Origin of the sequence: Wenzhouxiangella sp. XN24, assembly GCF_011064545.1 — a bacterium.
Taxonomy (GTDB): Bacteria; Pseudomonadota; Gammaproteobacteria; order Steroidobacterales; family XN24; genus XN24.
Genome location: NZ_JAAMFG010000036.1, coordinates 1 through 19,712, shown reverse-complemented (window position 1 = coordinate 19,712; position 19,712 = coordinate 1). Strand labels below are relative to the sequence as shown.

At 61.9% G+C, this 19,712-nt stretch carries 19 protein-coding genes; 10 read left to right on the top strand and 9 right to left on the bottom strand.

The features are described 5' to 3' along the window. Positions 1–79: 79 nt before the first annotated feature. The 4 genes from G6032_RS12190 (at position 80) to G6032_RS15830 (ending at position 5,491) form a co-directional block, all read left to right on the top strand. The gene (locus tag G6032_RS12190; RefSeq protein WP_165282433.1) at positions 80–280 is read left to right on the top strand and encodes a CsbD family protein; all 201 of its coding nucleotides are present in this window, start codon (positions 80–82) and stop codon (positions 278–280) included. A 72-nt stretch (positions 281–352) separates the two neighbouring features. Beyond that, positions 353–2,200: a copper resistance system multicopper oxidase gene (locus G6032_RS12185; protein WP_165282432.1), complete on the top strand. Its 1,848-nt coding sequence runs from the start codon at positions 353–355 to the stop codon at positions 2,198–2,200. Positions 2,201–2,216: 16 nt separating this feature from the next. After that, positions 2,217–3,107: a copper resistance protein B gene (locus tag G6032_RS12180; protein ID WP_165282431.1), complete on the top strand. Its 891-nt coding sequence runs from the start codon at positions 2,217–2,219 to the stop codon at positions 3,105–3,107. 305 nt (positions 3,108–3,412) lie between these two features. After that, entirely contained in the window at positions 3,413–5,491 is a 2,079-nt protein-coding gene (locus G6032_RS15830; RefSeq protein ID WP_206211967.1) for an FG-GAP repeat protein, read from the top strand. Positions 5,492–5,499: 8 nt separating this feature from the next. On the opposite strand, the gene G6032_RS12170 is transcribed toward G6032_RS15830, so the two are convergent. Both G6032_RS12170 and G6032_RS12165 read right to left on the bottom strand, forming a co-directional pair. Beyond that, positions 5,500–5,757, bottom strand: coding sequence for a hypothetical protein (locus tag G6032_RS12170; protein WP_165282430.1), 258 nt, complete (start codon positions 5,755–5,757; stop codon positions 5,500–5,502). 88 nt (positions 5,758–5,845) lie between these two features. Next, the gene (locus G6032_RS12165; RefSeq protein ID WP_165282429.1) at positions 5,846–6,544 is read right to left on the bottom strand and encodes an outer membrane beta-barrel protein; all 699 of its coding nucleotides are present in this window, start codon (positions 6,542–6,544) and stop codon (positions 5,846–5,848) included. A gap of 343 nt (positions 6,545–6,887) precedes the next feature. Here G6032_RS12165 and G6032_RS12160 point away from each other — a divergent pair, with 343 nt between their 5' ends. Beyond that, complete coding sequence (locus G6032_RS12160) at positions 6,888–7,694, top strand: Crp/Fnr family transcriptional regulator (protein ID WP_165282428.1); 807 nt, start codon at positions 6,888–6,890, stop codon at positions 7,692–7,694. Positions 7,695–7,748: 54 nt separating this feature from the next. Here the strand turns inward: G6032_RS12160 and G6032_RS12155 are convergent, their stop codons facing one another. Then, positions 7,749–8,996, bottom strand: a complete 1,248-nt coding sequence (locus tag G6032_RS12155) for a hypothetical protein (RefSeq protein ID WP_165282427.1) — start codon at positions 8,994–8,996, stop codon at positions 7,749–7,751. A gap of 216 nt (positions 8,997–9,212) precedes the next feature. Between G6032_RS12155 and G6032_RS12150 the strand changes: the two genes are divergently transcribed. Continuing rightward, positions 9,213–9,524, top strand: a complete 312-nt coding sequence (locus G6032_RS12150) for a hypothetical protein (protein WP_165282426.1) — start codon at positions 9,213–9,215, stop codon at positions 9,522–9,524. A 1-nt stretch (position 9,525) separates the two neighbouring features. Then, complete coding sequence (locus tag G6032_RS12145; protein ID WP_165282425.1) at positions 9,526–11,736, top strand: tetratricopeptide repeat protein; 2,211 nt, start codon at positions 9,526–9,528, stop codon at positions 11,734–11,736. 55 nt (positions 11,737–11,791) lie between these two features. On the opposite strand, the gene G6032_RS12140 is transcribed toward G6032_RS12145, so the two are convergent. The 5 genes from G6032_RS12140 to G6032_RS12115 form a co-directional block, all read right to left on the bottom strand. Then, positions 11,792–13,516: a TIR domain-containing protein gene (locus G6032_RS12140; protein WP_165282424.1), complete on the bottom strand. Its 1,725-nt coding sequence runs from the start codon at positions 13,514–13,516 to the stop codon at positions 11,792–11,794. Between the two features lie 387 nt (positions 13,517–13,903). Next, the gene (locus G6032_RS12135; protein WP_165282423.1) at positions 13,904–14,143 is read right to left on the bottom strand and encodes a hypothetical protein; all 240 of its coding nucleotides are present in this window, start codon (positions 14,141–14,143) and stop codon (positions 13,904–13,906) included. Positions 14,144–14,261: 118 nt separating this feature from the next. After that, positions 14,262–14,483 (bottom strand): DUF2835 family protein, encoded by a 222-nt coding sequence (locus G6032_RS12130; RefSeq protein WP_165282422.1) that lies wholly within the window; start codon positions 14,481–14,483, stop codon positions 14,262–14,264. 18 nt (positions 14,484–14,501) lie between these two features. Further along, positions 14,502–14,840, bottom strand: a complete 339-nt coding sequence (locus tag G6032_RS12125) for a DUF4870 domain-containing protein (RefSeq protein ID WP_165282421.1) — start codon at positions 14,838–14,840, stop codon at positions 14,502–14,504. Between the two features lie 347 nt (positions 14,841–15,187). Beyond that, positions 15,188–16,174 carry a PD40 domain-containing protein gene (locus tag G6032_RS12115; protein ID WP_165282420.1) on the bottom strand — a complete coding sequence of 329 codons (987 nt, stop codon included), beginning with the start codon at positions 16,172–16,174 and terminating at the stop codon, positions 15,188–15,190. Between the two features lie 303 nt (positions 16,175–16,477). Here G6032_RS12115 and G6032_RS12110 point away from each other — a divergent pair, with 303 nt between their 5' ends. From G6032_RS12110 to G6032_RS12100, 3 genes are read left to right on the top strand one after another with little or no spacing between them, the layout of a single operon-like run. Next, positions 16,478–17,014, top strand: a complete 537-nt coding sequence (locus tag G6032_RS12110; protein ID WP_165282419.1) for a hypothetical protein — start codon at positions 16,478–16,480, stop codon at positions 17,012–17,014. Continuing rightward, positions 17,011–17,202: a hypothetical protein gene (locus G6032_RS12105; protein ID WP_165282418.1), complete on the top strand. Its 192-nt coding sequence runs from the start codon at positions 17,011–17,013 to the stop codon at positions 17,200–17,202. Before G6032_RS12110 ends, G6032_RS12105 begins: the two co-directional genes overlap by 4 nt. A gap of 48 nt (positions 17,203–17,250) precedes the next feature. Next, entirely contained in the window at positions 17,251–17,916 is a 666-nt protein-coding gene (locus G6032_RS12100; RefSeq protein ID WP_165282417.1) for an exopolysaccharide biosynthesis protein, read from the top strand. A gap of 761 nt (positions 17,917–18,677) precedes the next feature. Here G6032_RS12100 and G6032_RS12095 read toward each other — a convergent pair. After that, positions 18,678–19,217, bottom strand: a complete 540-nt coding sequence (locus G6032_RS12095) for a nuclear transport factor 2 family protein (protein WP_165282416.1) — start codon at positions 19,215–19,217, stop codon at positions 18,678–18,680. Positions 19,218–19,712: the final 495 nt, after the last annotated feature.

Here is a 19,712-nt window from a genome sequence, read left to right as displayed (position 1 = left end):
CTCCTCAACCAGCGCTCCGGGTTGCCTTGACCTAGACTGAAGTAGCAGGGCAAACCTGAAATTTCTGAGGAGATCGACAATGAACTGGGATCGTATCAAGGGAAACTGGAAGCAGATCAAGGGCAAGGCTCGTCAACAATGGGGCGATCTCACGGATGACGATCTGGATACCATCGAGGGGAAACGGGAGGAACTCGTGGGCAAGATCCAGGAGCGCTACGGCAAGACCAGGGACCAGGCCGAGCGCGAAGTCGACGAGTGGAGCCGGGAAGTCGACTGATCCTCGACCCGACCATATAGCAGGCTGCGAGGAGCGCATGGCGTCCCTCCTGGCCTTGCTTTCACACGTATCATGAAAGATCGCCCCCAAACAAAGACCTTGTCGCGAAGGGAGTTCCTCTGCACGACGTGCCTGGTTTCCACCAGCATGTTGTTGCCCTCCTTACGTCCGTTCTGGGCGGCCCAGCCAGCCACCAGGCGTGCCGGCGAGTTTGGCGAACTGACCGCGACCGATCCTGCCGGCATCGACCTTTACCTCGAACGCCAGGACCTGCTGATCGGCGGTAAACCCGGCTGGGCGATCGCGATCAACGGATCCATTCCCGGGCCGGTCATCCGGATGCAGGAAGGCAAAGAGGCGCTGATCCGCGTCCACAACCGGCTGGGCGAATCTACGTCGATTCACTGGCACGGGATATTGCTGCCGTTCAACATGGACGGTGTCCCGGGCATCAGCTTCCCCGGCATTCCCGCCGGCGAAACATTTACCTACCGCTACCCCGTCCGGCAGAACGGCACCTACTGGTATCACAGCCACACCGGCCTGCAGGAACAGCTCGGGCATTACGGCCAGCTGATCGTCGAGCCCGCCGAACCGGACCCGGTGGGCTACGACGTGGAGCATTCGATCGTTCTGTCCGACTGGACTTTCGAGGATCCGCATCGTGTCCTGAAAAAGCTCAAGACCATGGAGGGCTACTACAACTTCCAGCGTCCGACGCTGGCGAATATCGACGACCAGATGAAAGCGACAGGTATGTCGCTGAGCGAGGTGCTGGAGAAACGATTGGCGTGGGACCGGATGCGGATGGACCCCACCGACATCGCCGACATTACCGGCGCGACCTACACGTACCTGATGAACGGCAAGGCGGCCCACGAGAACCCTACCTTCGTCGCCAGGCCCGGCCAACGCGTGCGCCTGCGGATCGTCAACGCCTCGACGATGACGTTCTACGACATCCGCATCCCGGGCCTGCCAATGACTGTCGTGCAGGCAGATGGCCAGAACATCAAGCCGGTAGAGACCGACGAGCTTCGGATCGGAGTGGCCGAAACCTATGACGTGATCGTGACGCTGCCGGACGCACGCGCATACACCCTGTTCGCGGAGACCATGGACCGCAGCGGTCATGCACGCGGCACGCTGGCCCCGAGACCGGGAATGTCGGCGGCCGTGCCCGAACAGCGACGCCGGCCCATGCTCACCATGGCCGACATGGGCATGATGATGCACGGTGACATGGACGGCATGGACGGCATGGACGACGAGAACCATGCCGGCATGGGACACGAGATGCCGCAGCGCGCACCCGGCCACGGGCATGGAACGGAACTGCCGACGACCAACCTCGTCGAGCGTATCGAGCACGGCCCCGACCAGCACGGCCCGGCCAGCATCACCATGGCTCAAACGGCATATCGCCGGCTCGACTATCCCGGCGCCGGACTTGGAAACGACGGCTGGCGTGTGCTGACCTACAGCCAGTTGCGGGCGCTGGAAGAACCCTATGATCGGCGGCCGCCCACGCGCCAGTTCGACCTGCACCTGACCGGCAATATGCACAAGTACATTTGGGGCTTCGACGGCAAGAAGTGGTCCCAGTCGGACATGATTCGCCTGCAGTACGGCGAGCGAGTCCGGATCAACATGATCAACGACACCATGATGAGCCACCCGATTCACCTGCACGGCATGTGGATGGATCTCTACGCGGGGGCCGAGAACTATGGCGACAACCCACGCAAGCACACGGTGATCGTCCAGCCGGCGGAGTTGCTCACCGTGGACATCAGCGTCGACGCCCCGGGACAGTGGGCGTTCCATTGCCACCTGCTCTATCACATGGAGGCCGGCATGTTCCGCACCGTGGCCGTCGTCCGCTCGCTGGAAGCAGCTCCGATCAATGTCACGTCCTAAACTCAGCCCCTGGAACATGATCGTGCTCGCCATGCTGCCGGCATTCGCCGCCCCGGCATGGGCCCAGGACGACGCCATACCGAGCACGGCGGATCGCCCGATGCATGGCGAATCGGCCGCGCAGCACGATGAGTCGGCGCCCCGCGCACCGGAGAACGAACCGGCAATCCCACCAGGCATGACCCTGGATGAGGTGTTCGACTTCGCCGAGTCACCGCCGCCCGCCGACTTCCCCGAACCGGTGCCCGATGACAGGATCTATGTCTTCACCCTCTTCGAGCAGCTGGAATACAGGGTCGCGACAGACGAGGCGGCCGACCAGCTCGGGTGGGAGGCGCAGGGGTGGATCGGCGGCGACTTCAACAAGTTCTGGTGGAAGAACGAGGGCGAGGCGGTTTTCGAGGGTCCGGACGAGGGAGAAACGGAAACCGATCTGCTCTATTCTCGCCTGGTCACGCCGTTCTGGAACTTCCAGGCGGGCGTGCAATACGCCAACGAGTGGCACAGTGGCGACTACGAGGACCGGTGGTCCGGCGTGATCGCGCTGCAGGGCCTGGCTCCCTACATGTTCGAGCTTGATAACTCGCTCTACATCTCCGAGGACGGTGACGTCACTTTGGCGATCGAAGCCGAGTACGACCTCCGCATCACCCAGCGCCTCGTGCTTCAGCCGCGAACTGAAATGGGATTTGCCTTTCAGGATATTCCCGAACGCAGCCTTGGCGCAGGCATGACCGACGTCAAGCTCGACGTCCGCCTGCGTTACGAGATCAAGCGCGAGTTTGCTGCCTATTTCGGCGTTCGCTCCCAGTTTCTCGTTGGAGACACTGACCGCATCGCGGAGGCCAATGGGGAAGATTCCGCACAGCTCTTTTTCATGGCGGGCTTTCGCTTCGCCTTTTTGTAGCCACCATGGAATAGTGTGATCGAAGGGGGGGCAGAATTTGCACAGGCATGAAGTACGCCCGCTGCCCGGCCGGATCGTCCCGCATAGCCGACCATGGTGACCTGCAGTGACCGCCGCCTCCCGCTAGCGTAGCCCTTTGCCTACCCCCCGATGGCTTGAGGGCGAACCCGGGACCACGGGATGACGTTCGACCTTGGGATACTTGAGTCCGTTAGACCATGAAACCCAAACTGGGTTAGTCTGGCAGGGCGCGCGCAAGGCCGGTGCAGGCCGGAGGCCCCCGAATCAGCACAAGGAGATCTCCGATGGAAGACTCACAAACCCTGCTCGTCGCCCGCGGCAGCGCGGGTCGTCGGTCCGGCATTCACTCCCCGTTACCCCGGCTCGCTGCGCTTGCGCTCATCAGCTGCCTGGGCCTCGCCGCATGCGGCGGTGGCGGTGGTGGTGGCGGCACCCCCAGTTTCACCGTCACGCCATCCGCAGGCGCCAACGGCAGCATCGCCCCGGCGACCGCACAGACCGTCACCCAGGGCCAGGTCACAAGCTTTACCATTACCCCCGCCAGCGGTTTCGGCATCGCCGCCGTGACCGGCTGTGGCGGCACGCTCGCCGGCAATACCTTCACCACCGCGGCCATCACCGCCAACTGCACCGTCTCCGCCACCTTCGAGGCACTCCCGGCCGCCCCGGCCCTGACCCTCACGCCCGAGGCCATCAAGACCTTCGCCTTCAGCTGGGCCGCCGTGCCCGGCGCCTCCGAGTACCGGCTGTTCGAGAACCCCGACGGTGGCTCCGGTTACACCCAGGTGGCCACCGCCCCCGGCACCGACACGGGTCTCGATCTCGAGGTCTTCCTGCCCGGACGCGTCAACGCCAGCTACATCCTCGAGGCCTGCAACAGCGGCGGCTGCACCGACTCCAACACCGTGTTCGTCAGCGGCACGCTCGCCGAGGCCGTGGGCTATGTCAAGGCGTCGAATACGGGACTCTTCGACGCTTTCGGCGTCAGCCTTGCCTTGTCCGGCGACGGCACCACGCTTGCCGTGGCGGCCAGGCAGGAAGACAGCAACGCCATCGGTATCGACGGTAACCAGGGCGACGACAGCGTCGTCAACAGCGGCTCCGTCTACGTATTCATCCGCGATGGCGCCAGCTGGATGCAGCAGGCCTATGTCAAGGCGTCGAACACCGGCACGAACGACGAGTTCGGCGCCGCCATCGCGCTGTCGGACGACGGCAGCACGCTGGCCGTGGGGGCGTGGGACGAAGACAGCAACGCCACCGGCGTCAATGCCGACGAGGGCGACGACAGTGCACCCGAAAGCGGCGCTGTCTATGTCTACACCCGCAGCGGCACCAGCTGGTCCCAGCAGGCCTATATCAAGGCCTCCAACACCGGCCAGGACGACGAGTTCGGCACCAGCGTGGCGCTCTCGGGCGACGGCGACACGCTCGCCGTGGGGGCTGTCGGCGAGAGCAGCAGCGACACGGGTATCGAGAGCAACCAGGGCGACGACAATGCACCCGACAGCGGTGCCGTCTACGTCTTTACCCGCAGCGGCACGAGCTGGTCCCAGCAGGCTTACGTCAAAGCCGCCAACACCGATCAGGACGACGAGTTCGGTACCGCCGTTGCGCTGTCGGACGACGGCAGCACGCTCGCCGTGGGCGCCCGGGGCGAAGACGGCAACACCACCGGCGTCAACGGTAACGGTAGCGACAACAACGCACCCGGCAGCGGCGCCGCTTACGTCTTTACCCGCGACGGCACCAGCTGGTCACAGCAGGCCTACATAAAGGCGTCCAACACCGGCCAGCAAGACATGTTCGGCCGCGCCGTAGCACTGTCGGGCGATGGCGAGACCCTGGCGGTTGGGGCCGTCGCCGAGGACAGCAGCGCCACCGGCATCGACGGCAACGGGGACGACGACAATGTATTCGGCAGCGGCGCCGTCTACGTCTACACCCGCAGCGGCACCAGCTGGTCACAGCAGGCGTACGTGAAGGCCTCCAACCCCGGCCTGAACGACGTTTTCGGGCATAGCCTGGCGCTGTCGGACAACGGCAACGCGCTGGTGGTCGGGGCCACGGGCGAAGGCAGCAACGCCACGGGTATCGGCGGCGACCAGGCCGAGGACAACACCACGAGCGGGAGCGGGGCCGTGTACGTCTTCGCGCGCACCGGCACCATCTGGGCCCAGCAGGCCTACGTCAAGGCCGCCAACACCGACCAGGGCGATGCGTTCGGATTCGACGTGGCGCTGTCGGGCGACGGTACGACCCTGGCAGCGGGAGCGACCAACGAAGATGGCAGTGCCACCGGTATCGGCGGCAACCAGGACGACAACGCCCTCCCAGGCAGTGGCGCCGTCTACCTCTACTGAACAGCGCGTCACTCAAAGCTTAGCTTCCGCTCGAGCGGTGGAAGAACTGCGAGGAGGTCTCGGCGCACATTCTGCGGGCAGAACTCGATCTGCTGAGTGTCAGCGTCAATAGCAAGCCGGTGTTCCACAACGGCATCGACCTCGACAACATCAGGTACAACGCCGCGGCACTGCAGGACATCGCCCGTGGTTTGAAGCCGTTCGTGAACGGCACAGTCAAGGCGCATCGTATGGCCGTGCAGTAACGACCACACGGTCGACTGCATCGACGTGCTTTATCCGGTCAGCCAGACCTATGTTCGCGTCGAGTCGGTGTAACCCGCTCCAGGGGGATATGCAGCGGCCTTGGAAAAGTCAGAACGTGAATCGCACGCCCACGTTCCAGAAGGTGATCTTGCCGAACTCGTAGCCGGTGACCAGCGCGATGTCAGGCCGGAAGTACCAGCGCCCGTTCAGGGCGAGCAGGATGTCGGAGTCGAAGGCATCGGAGCCATCGCCGGCGACCTCGCCGACCGAGGTGTAGCGCACATGGCCCTGCAGGTGGAGCGCCGGCGTCGCCGCCCAGATCATGCCGACCTCGCCGCCGATGCCGTCGTCGTCGACGTCGGCGTCGAGATTGAAGCCGGCGACCTGCACGTCCTTGAACTCGATGCTGTCAAAGCTGAGGCGGCCGTAGAAGTTCATCGTGGGCGAGAATGGGTATGCATAGCCGACCCCGATACGCCAGCGCACCACGTCGAAATCACCTTCGACGGTGTCGATGCCGTCGCTGACCTCGAGGTCCTGGCTGGTCACCGCATAGTCACCGAACAGGTGCATGTTCTCCCCGAACTCCCACGCGCCGCCGATGAAGCCGCCGCCGCCGGCATCGGTCTCGAGGTCGAACGTGCTGCCGTTCTCCGTGATTGTCCCGGACCCCTCCACGTCGTTGACGAAGCCGGCGATGAAGCCGCCTTCGAGGTAAGTGAAGCTGAAATCCTGGGCCCCAGCTGCGGCTGGCGCGCTAAGCGCGGCCGCCACGGCAAGTGCGAGCATCTTGTGACGAGTGGACATACGTTACCCCTGTTTGGGAACTGGAAAATACTGCCGGCCATCACGGCCGGGACTGTGGGAGACGGCCTGTAAGCGCCTTCCGCAACGCACAACTTTACTCCGGGGGCATACCGGCGACAAGGCGATTCCGCGCTTCGTGGTCACCAGCCTCGTCGCGCGGGTTCGCGTTAGATAATGAGAAGAAACGCAAGGGCCTTTTCACCGCCCGCATCAGTCGAATTCGCCCGTCCGAACGGGCCGAACCCCGGTCGAGGCAAGACGTCCGGTGGTAGATTCCCCGTATTGAAATCGTGCGTCATAGAGCCTACGGTGACTAAGCACGTCACAGGTCAACGGCGCCAGCATGTACGTCAAACCGCTGCCCGAACATAACCACCTCCTGGCAGCCTTGCCGCCTGAGGCTCAGGACCGTTTGTTCCCGCACCTGGAACTCGTGACTATGCCACTGCGCGGCATATTGTACGAATGCGGGCGCCCCCGGCGTCACGTTTATTTTCCGACGGACTCCATCATCTCCGTGCAGTACTTGATGCAGGACGGCGCCTCGACTGCGATCCTGGTCGTGGGCAACGAAGGATTGCTTGGCGTCACGTTGTCGATGGGTGAGGACAGCGCACCGAGCCGATCGCTGGTGCAGAGCGCCGGCTACGCCTACCGCCTCCCCAGGAAGCGGGTGATGGAGGAGTTCAATCGCCACGGCGAGTTCATGTTGCTGATGTTCCGCTATACGCAGGCCCTCATCACCCACGTGGCTCAGACCGCGGTGTGCAATCGGCACCATACGATTGACCAGCAGCTCTGCCGCTGGCTGCTCCTTTCGATGGATCGCCTGTCGCACAATCGCTTGACCATGACCCAGGCATTTATCGGCAACATGCTCGGTGTGCGTCGCGAGGGTGTCACCCAGGCAGCAACGAAATTGCGAAACCTGGGCGTGATTTCCTATCACCGCGGCTTGCTCGAGGTGCTTGACCGGCCAAAGCTCGAAACGCTCAGCTGCGAGTGCTACGAGGCGGTCCTGAAGGAAACCAAAATCCTGCTTAATTACCTGCCGCAGCGCCAGACCATCAAGAATAATGAATCCATTTCCAAGGTGACGCTGAAGACGCCGCAGGACGCAATGCCTGCGAGGCCGAAGTGCGTCTCCTGATCTCAAGTCACCACCCGGACTGAGAGCGCCATCATTTGGCTGGGCACTGCCTCCCTAGAAGTGGTACTCCAAGCTTGCGACAGCGTAGTGCAGCCAGGCGAAATTGTAGACGTCGTCGGTATCAACGCCCCCTTCGAGCAGCCGGTAGCCGGCGCCGATCCGCCAGCCGGAACCGAGCTCGTAGGTACCCTTGAGCGCCACGTCGAAAGCGCGGCCGGGCCCGCCCGCCAGCCCGTCGAAGTCCAGCGCCAGTCGCCAGCGTTCGCCCAGGGCATACTCCCCGTGCAAGTACAGCACCGGAACGAAACCCAGGTCGTCGTCGTTGGCCTGGAGCGAGCCCTGCCGCAGCTCGATGTTCGCGTCGCGCACCAGCACCGTCCCGCCGACCCGCCAGCGCCATGGGCCGTGGTCATGGAACGTGTATCGATACGTGACCCGGTAGGTATTGAACTTGTAGGTGCCGCTGGTCGGACCGGCTGCAAACGTCTCGCCGGCGAACTGGGTGTCCCGTGGCAGGTCGCCCGTGCCGGAGACCTCGAGGGGCGCGACCAGGAGTCGTATCCCGTGACGCTCGTTGAAGTCCCAGGTGCCCTCGAGCCGGGCGAAGGCCTCCGGTCCGTTGCCGGTGAGCTCGAGCATGTCGAATCGGGTGCCCGAGTCCCCGGGGATGCGCACGTCATTGCGAGAAAACCAGACCGGCCCGGTTTCCAGCACGAGGGCGCCACGACGGGGCGAGTCAGCGTCCTCGACTCCGGACGCGGTTGCGGGCAGCGGAAGCCCGTAGCCCACGAACGCAAAGACGGCGACAGCGCAGCACGTGATGGCACGGTGGAGCGCCCGGTGCGCGGCGGTTCGGTGAAAGGCTTGGAGCTTTTCGCCCATGGATTTGTTTTTGCGGAGGTACCCGCCGAGGTCCAGGTCCCGGAAATCGGATCGAGTCATGGCAAGGGTTCCCAGGGCGTCCCACATGGCGGTCTTGATTTCGGTGGCGGCGAGCAGGGCTTCGAGCTCCACTACGCGGGAGAGGTCGGAGTAGGTGAACAGGCTGTCGTTGAGCTTGAAGCGGCCCGCCTTTTCCGCGCCCCAGGCGGCGAAGTTTTTGAGGGAAGAATCAGAGGCTTTGATCCGGCGGAGCATTTCCTTGAGAGTCTTCCGCTCCGCCTCCAAAGTCGGGATGACCCCGGTCAGGAACTCGCCCAGTTCGCCCTCGGGGTTGCTGTTCCTGGCCCGTTTGGCCAGTTCCAGCGCGGCAAGCGTGAGGGCGGCATGGTCAGCGAGGTAGGTTTTGAGGTGGTTGGGCATGAACAGGCCTGGATGTGGAAAAGAATAATAAAGAGGATAGCTTGAAGTACGGCGGGCCGAGAGAAATGCGCTTGTCGCTGCGAGGCACTGTGACATCCGGTGACGAGGTTCGCCCCGCCAGGGACCGCCGCAGCCTCGATGAGGCACAGTCGCATATACTCGGCCCAGCTCCACTAAAGAGGCGCGCCCATGTTGCTCCGCAGGATCACTAAGCATGTGAAAGCGCAAAACTGGTTCGCGGTCGGCCTCGACTTCGTCATCGTCGTAGTCGGCGTGTTCGTCGGCCTGCAGGTCCAGGACTGGAATGACTCCCGCAAGGAGCGAGTCGAAGAAGGCGTGTTAATGGTTCGCCTGTTCGAGGAGACTCGATCGCTGATCGACGCTCACGAGCGGGAACTGGCCTCGCTTCGGTCTCGGGCAAAAGTGCTGATCGGTTTCGTGGCGGAACGACGGGACCATCTCCTCGAACTCAAGGATACCCTGGTTGATTTGATCGAGAGGCAAGGCCAAGCGCCGGGAACGAAGTAGAATGACCGCTTCCGATCCAAGGCGGCTGATGCCAATGTCCTTCTTCAGCGAACTGCGGCGCCGACACGTGTTCCGCGTCGCCGGGTTGTACATTGTCGCGGCCTGGGTGGTTTTGCAGGTCGCCGATCTTGGCTTCGAGTCGTGGGGCGTGCCATCCAGCGCTTTGCGCTTCGTGTGGATCGCCGCGCTGCTGTTGTTTCCGGTCGCACTCGTATTCGGCTGGCGCTACGACATCACCGCGCATGGCATCGTGCGAACGCCGCCCGCGACTGGCAGCGCTGACCTGTCCCTGAAGACACCGGACTTCGTCATCCTGTCTGCCCTGGTTGCCGTTGCTGCGCTGAGTGGTTGGTGGACGGTCGAGCAGGTAGCAGGCAACAAAGACGAGTCACGAGAGAACATCATTGCCCGCGCGATTGATCCTGCCTCGATCGCTGTGTTGCCTTTCGCGACGCGTAGCAGTGTCGCCGATACGGCTTTCTTTGCCGACGGCGTCCACGACGACCTCCTGACCTCTCTGGCAAAAGTCATGTCAATGAGGGTCATTTCGAGAACTTCGGTGCTGAGATACCGCGATACTGAAAAGAGCATCCCGGAGATCGGCAACGAACTTGGCGTCGCATTTGTTCTCGAGGGCGGCGTGCAACAGGCCGGCGAAAATGTTCGTATCAATGTGCAGCTTATCGATTCGCGGACAGACGGCCATGTCTGGGCTCATACCTACGATCGCGCGCTGACCGCGCAGAACGTGTTTGCTATCCAGAGCGAGATCGTGGAGACCATCGCAGCTCAGCTCAAGATGGAGCTTACGGCCGAAGAACGCAGGCGCATCGGCCGGGACCGTACCGACAATCTCGATGCGTTTCGCGAATACACGTACGGGAAGCAGCAAGTCGATATTGCCTCGTTTGCGGCGCTGCGCGAGGCAGTCGACCATTTCCAGAGGGCGCTGGAAATCGACCCGCAGTATGTGCTGGCCCACGCCGCGCTGGCCAACACGTTCGCACAGCTCGCCGTGACGGGGGCAATTACACCCGCCGAAGCGCTGGCTCAAGGCCAGTCACACCTCGACCGTGCCGTGGAACTCTATGCCGATAATCCGTTCGTACAGGCAGTCCGCGGCAGGTATCTAAGCCTCGCAGATGATCCGGAAGCCGACGCGGTCATGAAGGCGGCCACTGTCGCCGCGCCGAACGATGTCGACGTGCTCAGCATCTATGCGACGTATCTTCGAATCCAGCGGCGCGGCGAGGAAGCGCTGGAAGTACTTCGGCAGGCACTGGACCTGGACCCGTTATCGGCACCGCTGTACCACGACCTCGGGCGCATGCACCTGGCGCTCGGCCAGTTCGAGCCAGCCCTCGAGGCTTTTGAGCGAATCGCCCAGCTAAGTCCAGGAAACCCGTATGCCGCCCACGGCGCAGCCACCGCGACAATTCTCAGCGGCGACCTCGTCGAGGCCGCGTATTGGTCAGAGCAGGCCCTGTCGAAGGATGCCGACGATTTCGAGAATCCGGCAACCTGCGTGGTCATATACGCGAGCTTTGGAGATTACGAGTCGGCGCGCCGGCATGCAGACTTGGCGCTCGAGATGGGCCCGGCGGAACCGTATCCCCTGTCGTCAAAAGCGCTGTTGCTCGCGATGACCGGGGAAACGCAGAAAGCCGTGGCAATGGCGCGCGGCGCCCTGGCGAGAGACCTGGAAGACCGGTGGGGGTCGCACTTCGTGTTCCTGAGGCTGGTCCGAAATGCAGCGCTGGATGCCGGCGAGTTCGACGAGGCGCTCGCCCTGTTCCAGAAGTACGAGCCTGGGTTGTTCGAATCACCGCCGCAGATCACCGCCGGGAACTTGCGCAAGGCCGTGGACCTCGCGTCATTGCTGCAGCGGGCCGGGCCCGACCAGCAAGCGACAGAGTTGCTGCACGCAGCGATCGCCGCTTATGAGCAGCAGTACACCCTGGGGTCAGCCAATTATCCGTTGGGTATAGCGGTTGTCGATGCGCTCGCGTTGTTAGGCCGCGAAGAGGAGGCGGTGACGCGCCTTCGAGAACTGGCTGACGATGGCTGGCGAGTCCTGTGGCATTTCGACACCAACCTGAATCCGAGTCACGATTCGCTGCGCGAGCTACCTGCGTACCAGGACATCCTCACGCTCATCGAAGCTGACCTGCAGCGCCAGGTCGACACCTTCTCTATTCCGGATATCGGGTAACTGTCGGGTATTTGCCGTTCGCCGGCAGCGCCTGGCTGACCCGTCCAATTCACGGCTATACCGACACCACAGGTGGCCCGGGCGGAATCTCGAGCCCGGCCTTGCGGAGGCCGTCGATGAAGAGCTCCGCGTATTGGGGGTTCCACCACTTGGCAAACTCCGCGCGAACCGAGGCGGCAATGTTCGGCCGCAGCTTGAGTAGTTCCTGCAAAGCTTTGCCCGCCGCATCCCGTTCCCCGAGGTGGCCGTGAGCTGCCGCGAGCATCGCGTGGAAGCCCCAGTGGCCCGGCATGTTGGCGCGCAGCACGAAGGCGATTGTGGCGCGGAAATCGTGCTGGCTGAAGGCGTGGTAGACGTCGGCGTACCAGTACCATCCCGGGTGGTGGGGATTAAGCTGCTTGGCGCACCCCGCCAGCTCGAGCCCGCGCTGCCAGTCGCCCGAATAGGTCAACAGCTCACCGAGAAAAGCGATCGAGTAGCCGTCCATGGAGTTGAGGGTGACGGCACGCGCCGCCGCATTGCGAAAACTCTCCAGGTCCTTGCTGAAATAGAACGCCTGGGCCAGGGCGAAGTGCGCCAGGTGATTCGACGGCGCGGCTTCCACGGCTCGACGCGCAGCGGCCAATCCCTGGGCCAGGGAATCCGCCTGGATGCCGAAGCCCTGCGCATGATCCTGCAGGCACAGCCACGCCAGCATCGCCCAGGCATCGGCATAGTCCGGTGCGCTACGCACCGCCAGCTCCACGCCCTGCCGCGCGATGACGAGCTCGTCCGCGGTGACCCGCTCCGAGTAGGCAAAACTGCGCACCACGGCCTCGTACGGGCTCAACTGCGTGGGGTCCCGGCTGCGCAAAGCGGCGCTCATGCTCCGGGGCAGGATGCCGTGCATGTCGGCAACTGTTGCGACGATTCGAGGCACCAGTTCGTCCTGCAGGTCGAAGACGGCTGCGGGGTCGTAGGGCCGATCGTAGGCCTCAGCCCAGAGAGTGGCGCCTGAATTCCCGTCGACCAGCTGCACCGCTATGCGCACCTTGTTGCCGGCCTGACGCACGCTTCCCTCCATCAGGTAGCGGGCACCGAGTTCGCGGCTCACGGAGCGGGTGTCGGCCGCCGTGCTGGCGTAGCGCAGCGTGGCCCCGCGCGCCACGACGCGCAGGTATGAGAAGCGCGACATCCCGGTGACGATGCCTTCGGACAGTCCATCGGCAACTGCGGCAGCGCCCGGGTCGGTGCCGCCGTGGGCAAAGGGCAGCACGGCGACCCAGAAGCCGTCGTCCCGGCGAGTTGCTCCGGTCACCGCCACGGACGGGTGAGCCCGGGCGGGTGTCGCCGCAGCAATTACTGGTCCGCCAGCAAGCAGGCATGCCGCTCGTTCGACGAATTCGGCAGCCACTTCGCCTCCCGGCAGTCGCGTCCACTGCCGCTCGCGGAAGCGATCCGGCAAGCGCGCCGCGGGTTCCGGAGTGTCGTCGATGAGCACCGGCAGCAGGAACACCTGGTCGTCGGCCATGTCCAGCATCCGGCGCACCGCGAGATTCCACTCGCGACGGAAATAGCCTTCGCTGCGCGCATTGGTGTTGGCCGAGATCACCGCGATGAACAGCGCGCATTCCCGGACCTGCCGGCGAATCGCAGCATCCCACGCGTCGCCGCTGCGCAGCTCGCTCTGGTCGAACCACACCTCGATCCCCGCAGCACACAGCGCGTCGTGGATGCGCCGGGCGGCGTCCGTGTCCTGCGATGCATAACTCAGGAAGACGGCTTGTCTGGGATTACTCATGCTGGACGGGAGTATAAGCAGTGCAACGCGCCGTTTCGACGGCCGGTACCCGTATCCATTGCCGCGATCACCTTCGCTGAAGCTGTTGAACCTGATCGAGCGGAAGGGGCTGGAGGCAGTGATCTAGCCTCGCTCGAATCCCGTCAGGCCAGCTATGGCTAAACGCTCGTCAAATGAACGATGTCGAACACGCCGAATATACTGAAATCGCGCCAGTCGGTGGTCGCGGTTCGCTTGATGCCCGCGCTGTGATAATTCGCGGCAAGCAGGGTATCGAGAACGCGCTTGCGCCTGAGTCGATGCCGGTTTCAAACAGTTCCAGGCAGGCCGAATGGGCAGGATGCTCGCGGATCGCCAGGCCGACCAGAAAGCTGGTATCCAGTCCGATCACGAATTGCGATCCAGCATTTCATCGAGCAGGTCATCGGCGGCGGTCAGCGGACGAAGCACCCGGCCGGCCGAGCGCGGCCGGAATGCGGCCAAGTCGCTGACCGGACGGAGACGTTCGCGTCGGTACAGCTCCATGGCCTCGCGGATCAGTTCAGGGGTGGGCCGGCCGGCTGATTTGGAAGCGGCCTGAAATTCCGCGTGGACCGGCTCAGATACATTGATCGTGATGGTTTTCATACATGAAAATTAATGTACATCATGCCGTATCGCAAACTCTTGTGAACAATCGCGCCAACGATCGAGTACGTGCCGTGAGCTGCAATTGACCCAAAGTTGAGTGATGAATGGGTCATGCTCACCCTAACTGGCGAAGGTTGCGAAAGCGGCCTTGTTCGTCGACTTCAATCTCGAAGCGACCGTTTATGCCGCCGTCCCGGATCATCATGCGCAGCAGGCGAGCGTCGAAGTCGACAACGCGTCCATCCTCAGCGAGCACACGCACGCGCCTCGCCGAGCCCCTGTAGTAGCGCATCACCTCGGCACGATCGAGTTCCAGTCGAAAACGAATCTGTGGCATTGAAGGTTGCGACACCTTTTAAAGGTCTACTTTTCGCGACCATTCCTCAGCCAGGTCGCCGATAACCGGCAGCTTGTATCGCTCTCCCTGGTAGGCCTTGATCATCAGCAGTATCCATAATACGACGCCCAGCAAATTCAAAAATGGAATGAGAAACAGGAAAAACCCCAGCAGGCTGCCGAGCACGAGGTTCAAGACCGTCAAGGCGCCGAACGTTACAATCGACTGCATGGCGTGAAAACGAACAAAATCGTTGTTTTTTTCCACCAGGATCACGATCAGCCCGCTTATCCAGCCGAGCGCGTAGGCGAGCAAGCCGGCAACGTTCCGGTCCACACCCATTGATTTCTGCCCCATGGCGCTGCTCCTTGATCTGGCTTACTGATTGCCGGGAACGCAGGGCGTGCCACCGGTACCTGCATCTATTTCCTGCTCAAGGCTGGGCAGGAAACCCATTGGCACGCGGTCGATGCCGTTGAAATCTGGCACTATTATGCCGGCGCGTCGCTGATTTTGTCATGCGCGCCAACATTGGAGGGTCCGGCCGTAGATCAGCATCTCGGACCTGGTATTGGTGCAGGGCAGTTGCCGCAGGCGATTGTCCCGGAGGGGCATTGGCAAAAGGCCGCAACGACAGGCGCATGGACGCTGGTGGGCTGTACGGTATCGCCGGGGTTCCAATTTGCAGGCTTTACGCAGCCAGTTTACTTTTCGATCCCCAAATCAATCTTTTGCAGGTTTGAACCATCCAGGTCGACGCTCCACAGTTCTCGTCCTGCCTGGCCACCATAAACGGTGTCATTACTGACAAAGAGAATTCGTTTTCGATCATGGGACAGTGCGGGGCTGTCGAGGTAGGAGTGCAGGTGAATGATTTCCCGCACAGTTTCATTATTGGTGTCGATCAGGAACAGCCCAAAGCCATAAACTGCGGAATACTCCCCCAAATTGAGCGCCCCGCGAGAGCTGTACCCCGGCTTTCGTTCTTCCACCTTGGCGCTTGCGAGCACGAATTTCCCATCGTCTGTGAATTCTGAAACTGGATACGTAGAGGTGAATACTATGAAGGGGGAAGGATCAAAATCCGTGAAGTAGCGCGGCTTGTCCAGATGCAGGATTTTCGAGCGGGAATATATCTCGTTGCCAGATGGCGACACCGACAGGCCGTGAAGAACATAAACATTGCCATAGCTTAATCTTTCCAATTCTTCCCCGTCTGTGCGTATCGAGAAAAAATCCATGCGGTGGGGGCGCGATGTGGCAATCGGAGAAGAATGCCCAAAGTACCCGGAGTTGATGTAGTAGATCGTGTTGCCATCTTGTGACAAGGCCAGATCCTGGATGTTTTGTGCGCCTTCTTGGCCATGAGTGATCTGGGTCATCTCAGAGCCATCGATGGCTACAGAGAATAAATCACTCCGGTCGGGTTTCTTCCTGGCGATGAAATACAGTTTCTGACCATCATTGGAAAATACGGGCCTTTCATAAATCGTGCCGTCTTCGGATTCGACGACGATCGATGAAACCGGCTCGTTCAAATTCCTCGTCGCTATCAGGCTGTCGTCACCCTTTCGGTAGCTGAAAACACAACGATCATCGTGCGGCGCCATCGAGACGGATTGAATACCCTCTTGGGACACAACGGAGCAGGCGCTGAACGCGACAGCCAGAACGACGAATGCAAGACGCATGGAAATTCGCGACGCAGTTTTCATCGGACCTGAAATTTTGCAATCCACTCACCTTGAATTTAGTGTCCTCTTCGGCGATTACAAGGCTGCGAGGTGGCGCTCCTCATGTTGCGCAGAACCTGGGGGGAATGAGCGCGCGCCTCACCTATGCCCCGCACCGAGGGACGGTGAATCCCTTCACCTCCCGCCATAACTCCGTAAGTTCATAGAATCACATCCATGCAGGGCGTAAAGCCTGGCGGTTTCCCTGCGCGGCGATGTTGCCGATAATGCCTGGACTTTGAGCCAGGCGGAATCAACCCCATGAGCGAGTTCGAGTTTTTAGCGGTCCTGGTGTCGATCATCTTCGGTTTCGGGCTCACTCATATCCTGAGAGGCTCCGTCAGCCAGATCTTCCGCAAGCAGGCCCTGGATCTCCGTCTTTCGTATGCCGCGTTCTTTGTCGTCGTTCTCGTCCTGAACTGGTGGGTGTTTTTCAGCTGGCGGAACAACGAGGTCTGGAGCTTCGAGATTTTCCTGGTGCTGGTGCTCTGGGCCATATCTCACTACGCTGTGGCGATTACCTTGTATCGACCCGATGACCGGGAATCGGACAGTCGGTTCGAACTGCACCTGTTCCTGCTGGCGTTCGTCATGACGGGGTTGTTCGACATCGCGCAGACGGCGATGCGCGGAACCCTGTTCGAGCCCTGGTACTACCTGCCTTTCGTCGGGCACTACATCGTGCTGTCAGGCGCGGGCTACCTCATCAAGTCGGATGTCTTCCACCGTTTCCTGAGCACCTGGTTCCTGGTCTCGATCCTGACCTGGGCGCTCGTGGTGAGGAGGTTCCTCGCGTGATCCGGGGCGTGCTTGTCGACTGCGAGGAGGATTCCAGACCGCGCATCATCGGCTGCTGCGCCCTGCTGGTGAGTGACTTCCTGAGCCGCCAGGATCTCTGGCCCTGGCTGGGCTGCCTGCGGACAAGTTGCGAAGTTATCCAGTCGCTTGAAACCAAGTCGCTGATTGCTGCGGTCCAGGCACATTAACTCGCCAATACCCTCTCGACACTCGAGCAAGTCGCAGGCTCATTCCAAATGAACAAAAAATCCGTCGAAGTTGTATCAGACGAGGTCGCACCGAGCGGCGGATTGGTCGCCGCATTAAAGGTCATAGCTGATGAAGCGCCAGCCTCCGGATTGACATTGCACGACTTCACGCAAGCCCTCGGCGAACGGGCCTTCGGCTTGATGCTGTTCGCCTTGTCGTTGCCGGTCTCCATCCCGCTGTTGTACGGCATTCCACAGATCGTTGCGCTGCCGATGATGGCCATTGCGTTGCAGATGGCCATCGGTCGCCCCGAACCCTGGGTGCCCCGGCGTTTCGGTGCACGGCTGCTGAGTAAAGAAGGATTGCAGAAAATGGCGGCAGGGGCGGAAAAGTACTTCGGATGGCTCGAGCGCATTGCCCGCCCGCAGTTACTGCTGCTGTCAGGACCCACTGCGGAACGGTTGGTGGGCGCGGTCTTTGTCGTGTTCATTGCCAGCATCTTGATACCGTTACCAGCAACTAACACTGTTCCTGGCATAGGTATCGCCATCGCGTCCATCGGACTTATAACCCGTGACGGGCTACTTGTTCTTGCAGGTCTGGCCATCGGCAGTGCGTGGATTCTTCTTCTGGTGGTCGGCATTTCAGTTTTCGGGCCCACATTCATCGATCTGTTCAAAGATTTCGTCAAGAGCCTGCTAGGCCTTGGCTGACGCGGCTGCTAAGAAAGGCACAGATCGAAAGGACTGCTGTTGGCCGGTCTCGGCCAGTTGAGCGATTCCAAGGCAGACGTCAGGGGTTGTCGGTCGGGATCTTCGATGCCCGGGATTTGGGCAGCTGGCATACCGATGATCGGTGCAGGCGCGGTAACCTATGCCACATGGTGGGCCCGCCAGGCATCCCCGGCGCCTCGGTGAGACACCGTTCTCTCGCCTGTCATCTGCGTTGCCGCTTGAGAGGGGAAGGGTTGTGAAAACTTGGCCAACATGGTTGGGCTTGCTTGCTGGGCTTGCGGCTCTGGCAGCGGGCTTGTTGGCCGGGGCAGATCTACAGGAGGACTGGCAGCTGGCCGCGCGATCTACCGCCCGCGCGTCTTTTCCATTCTTCCTCGTCACCTTCGTCGCCTCGTCAATCCTGCGACTGTACCGGCGCCCCTGGACCATGGCGCTGATGCGCGACCGCAGGTGGTGGGGCCTTGGTTTCGCAGCCTGTTTCTTTGTCCACCTCGTGGCGCTACTCACTTACAACTGGCTGAGAGACCAGTTCCCGCCTGTTGGCCTCCTTGATCGCGGCGCGGCGGCGGAGCCGAGCAAAGCGGCTTCGTCGCGCGTATGCCGGGTGACGATTCATTCAATCGGACGCTGGTTCGCGACGCGGCTCAACCAGGCGTCAGGCATCACAGATCCAGGGCAGGGCTATGCAGAGGTCAATGGGTTCCAATCCCTTCACCTCCCGCCATAACCAACTGCGTCACTCAGTCGCCAGGCGTCGGCGAAACGGCGCGCTGCCAGGGCGGGCCGTCGGTGTATGTGCGGAAGCTGACGACCTTGCCATCCACGAATTGCCACACGTGGGCAAACGGCGCCTCGACGCTGTGACCGGTGGCCTTGTAGGTGCCGCTGTAGTAACCGAGCGCGACCACGCGGTCGCCTTCGGCGACGTAAGTATTGATGACCACCGAGTAGTTGTCCCATTCCGCGCCGATGCGCGCGATGAGGCCCTCAAGGAGGGCATCAGGGCCGACGTACGTACCGGCGTAGGGGTAGCCCTCGGCGGCGACCCACGTGACGCCCGGATCGAGGATGTCCAGGAAGGCCGGGACGTCGCCGCGCGCGAAGTTGGCGTAGGCGGTTTCGACGATCGCGCGGTTGTCGTGCTCCTGCGCGAGGACAGGTGTGCAAAGCACGACGGCGAAGAGAGCAAGCAGGAAGCGGTTTATGCCTGTAAAGCGTCGTGTGCGAAAGCGGCGCGTGCGCAGAAGAACTTGGGCGAGGGTGGCGGGTTTTGCAGGCATCGTGTTCTCCTTCAGGGATGAAATCGGGTGGGAGCGCCAGCGACTCGGTCGTCACGACGGATGAAAGTCGCGAACTCGGTCATGCCGAAGGCCTCCAGCACGGCAGCAACAAAGAGTGTAAGCCGTATATACCACCTTTCCGCTGGCTGGTGCCCGCTCCTCACCGACGCCGGTACATGCGTGCAGCGTTCTCTTCCACGCGTCGCCGCCCAGGCTCGCTATGCCCCACACCAAGGGATTCCAATCCCTTCGCCTCCCGGCATAAAACTCCAACCTTTTGAAAAGCATGGTGGGCCCGCCAGGCATCTTCGGCGCCTCGATGAGGCATCGTTCTCTCGCCTAAGGCTCGAGGGCGAACCTGGAACCAACAGATTATGAGCCGAGCTAACAGGGCAAAGTACACGGGGACCGACTTATACTGCGTGCCCCAGTTGTTCAAGGGCTGCCAGGGAAACGGGATGTCATTGGTTCTGCGCGCCTTAGCGGTTCCGGCCA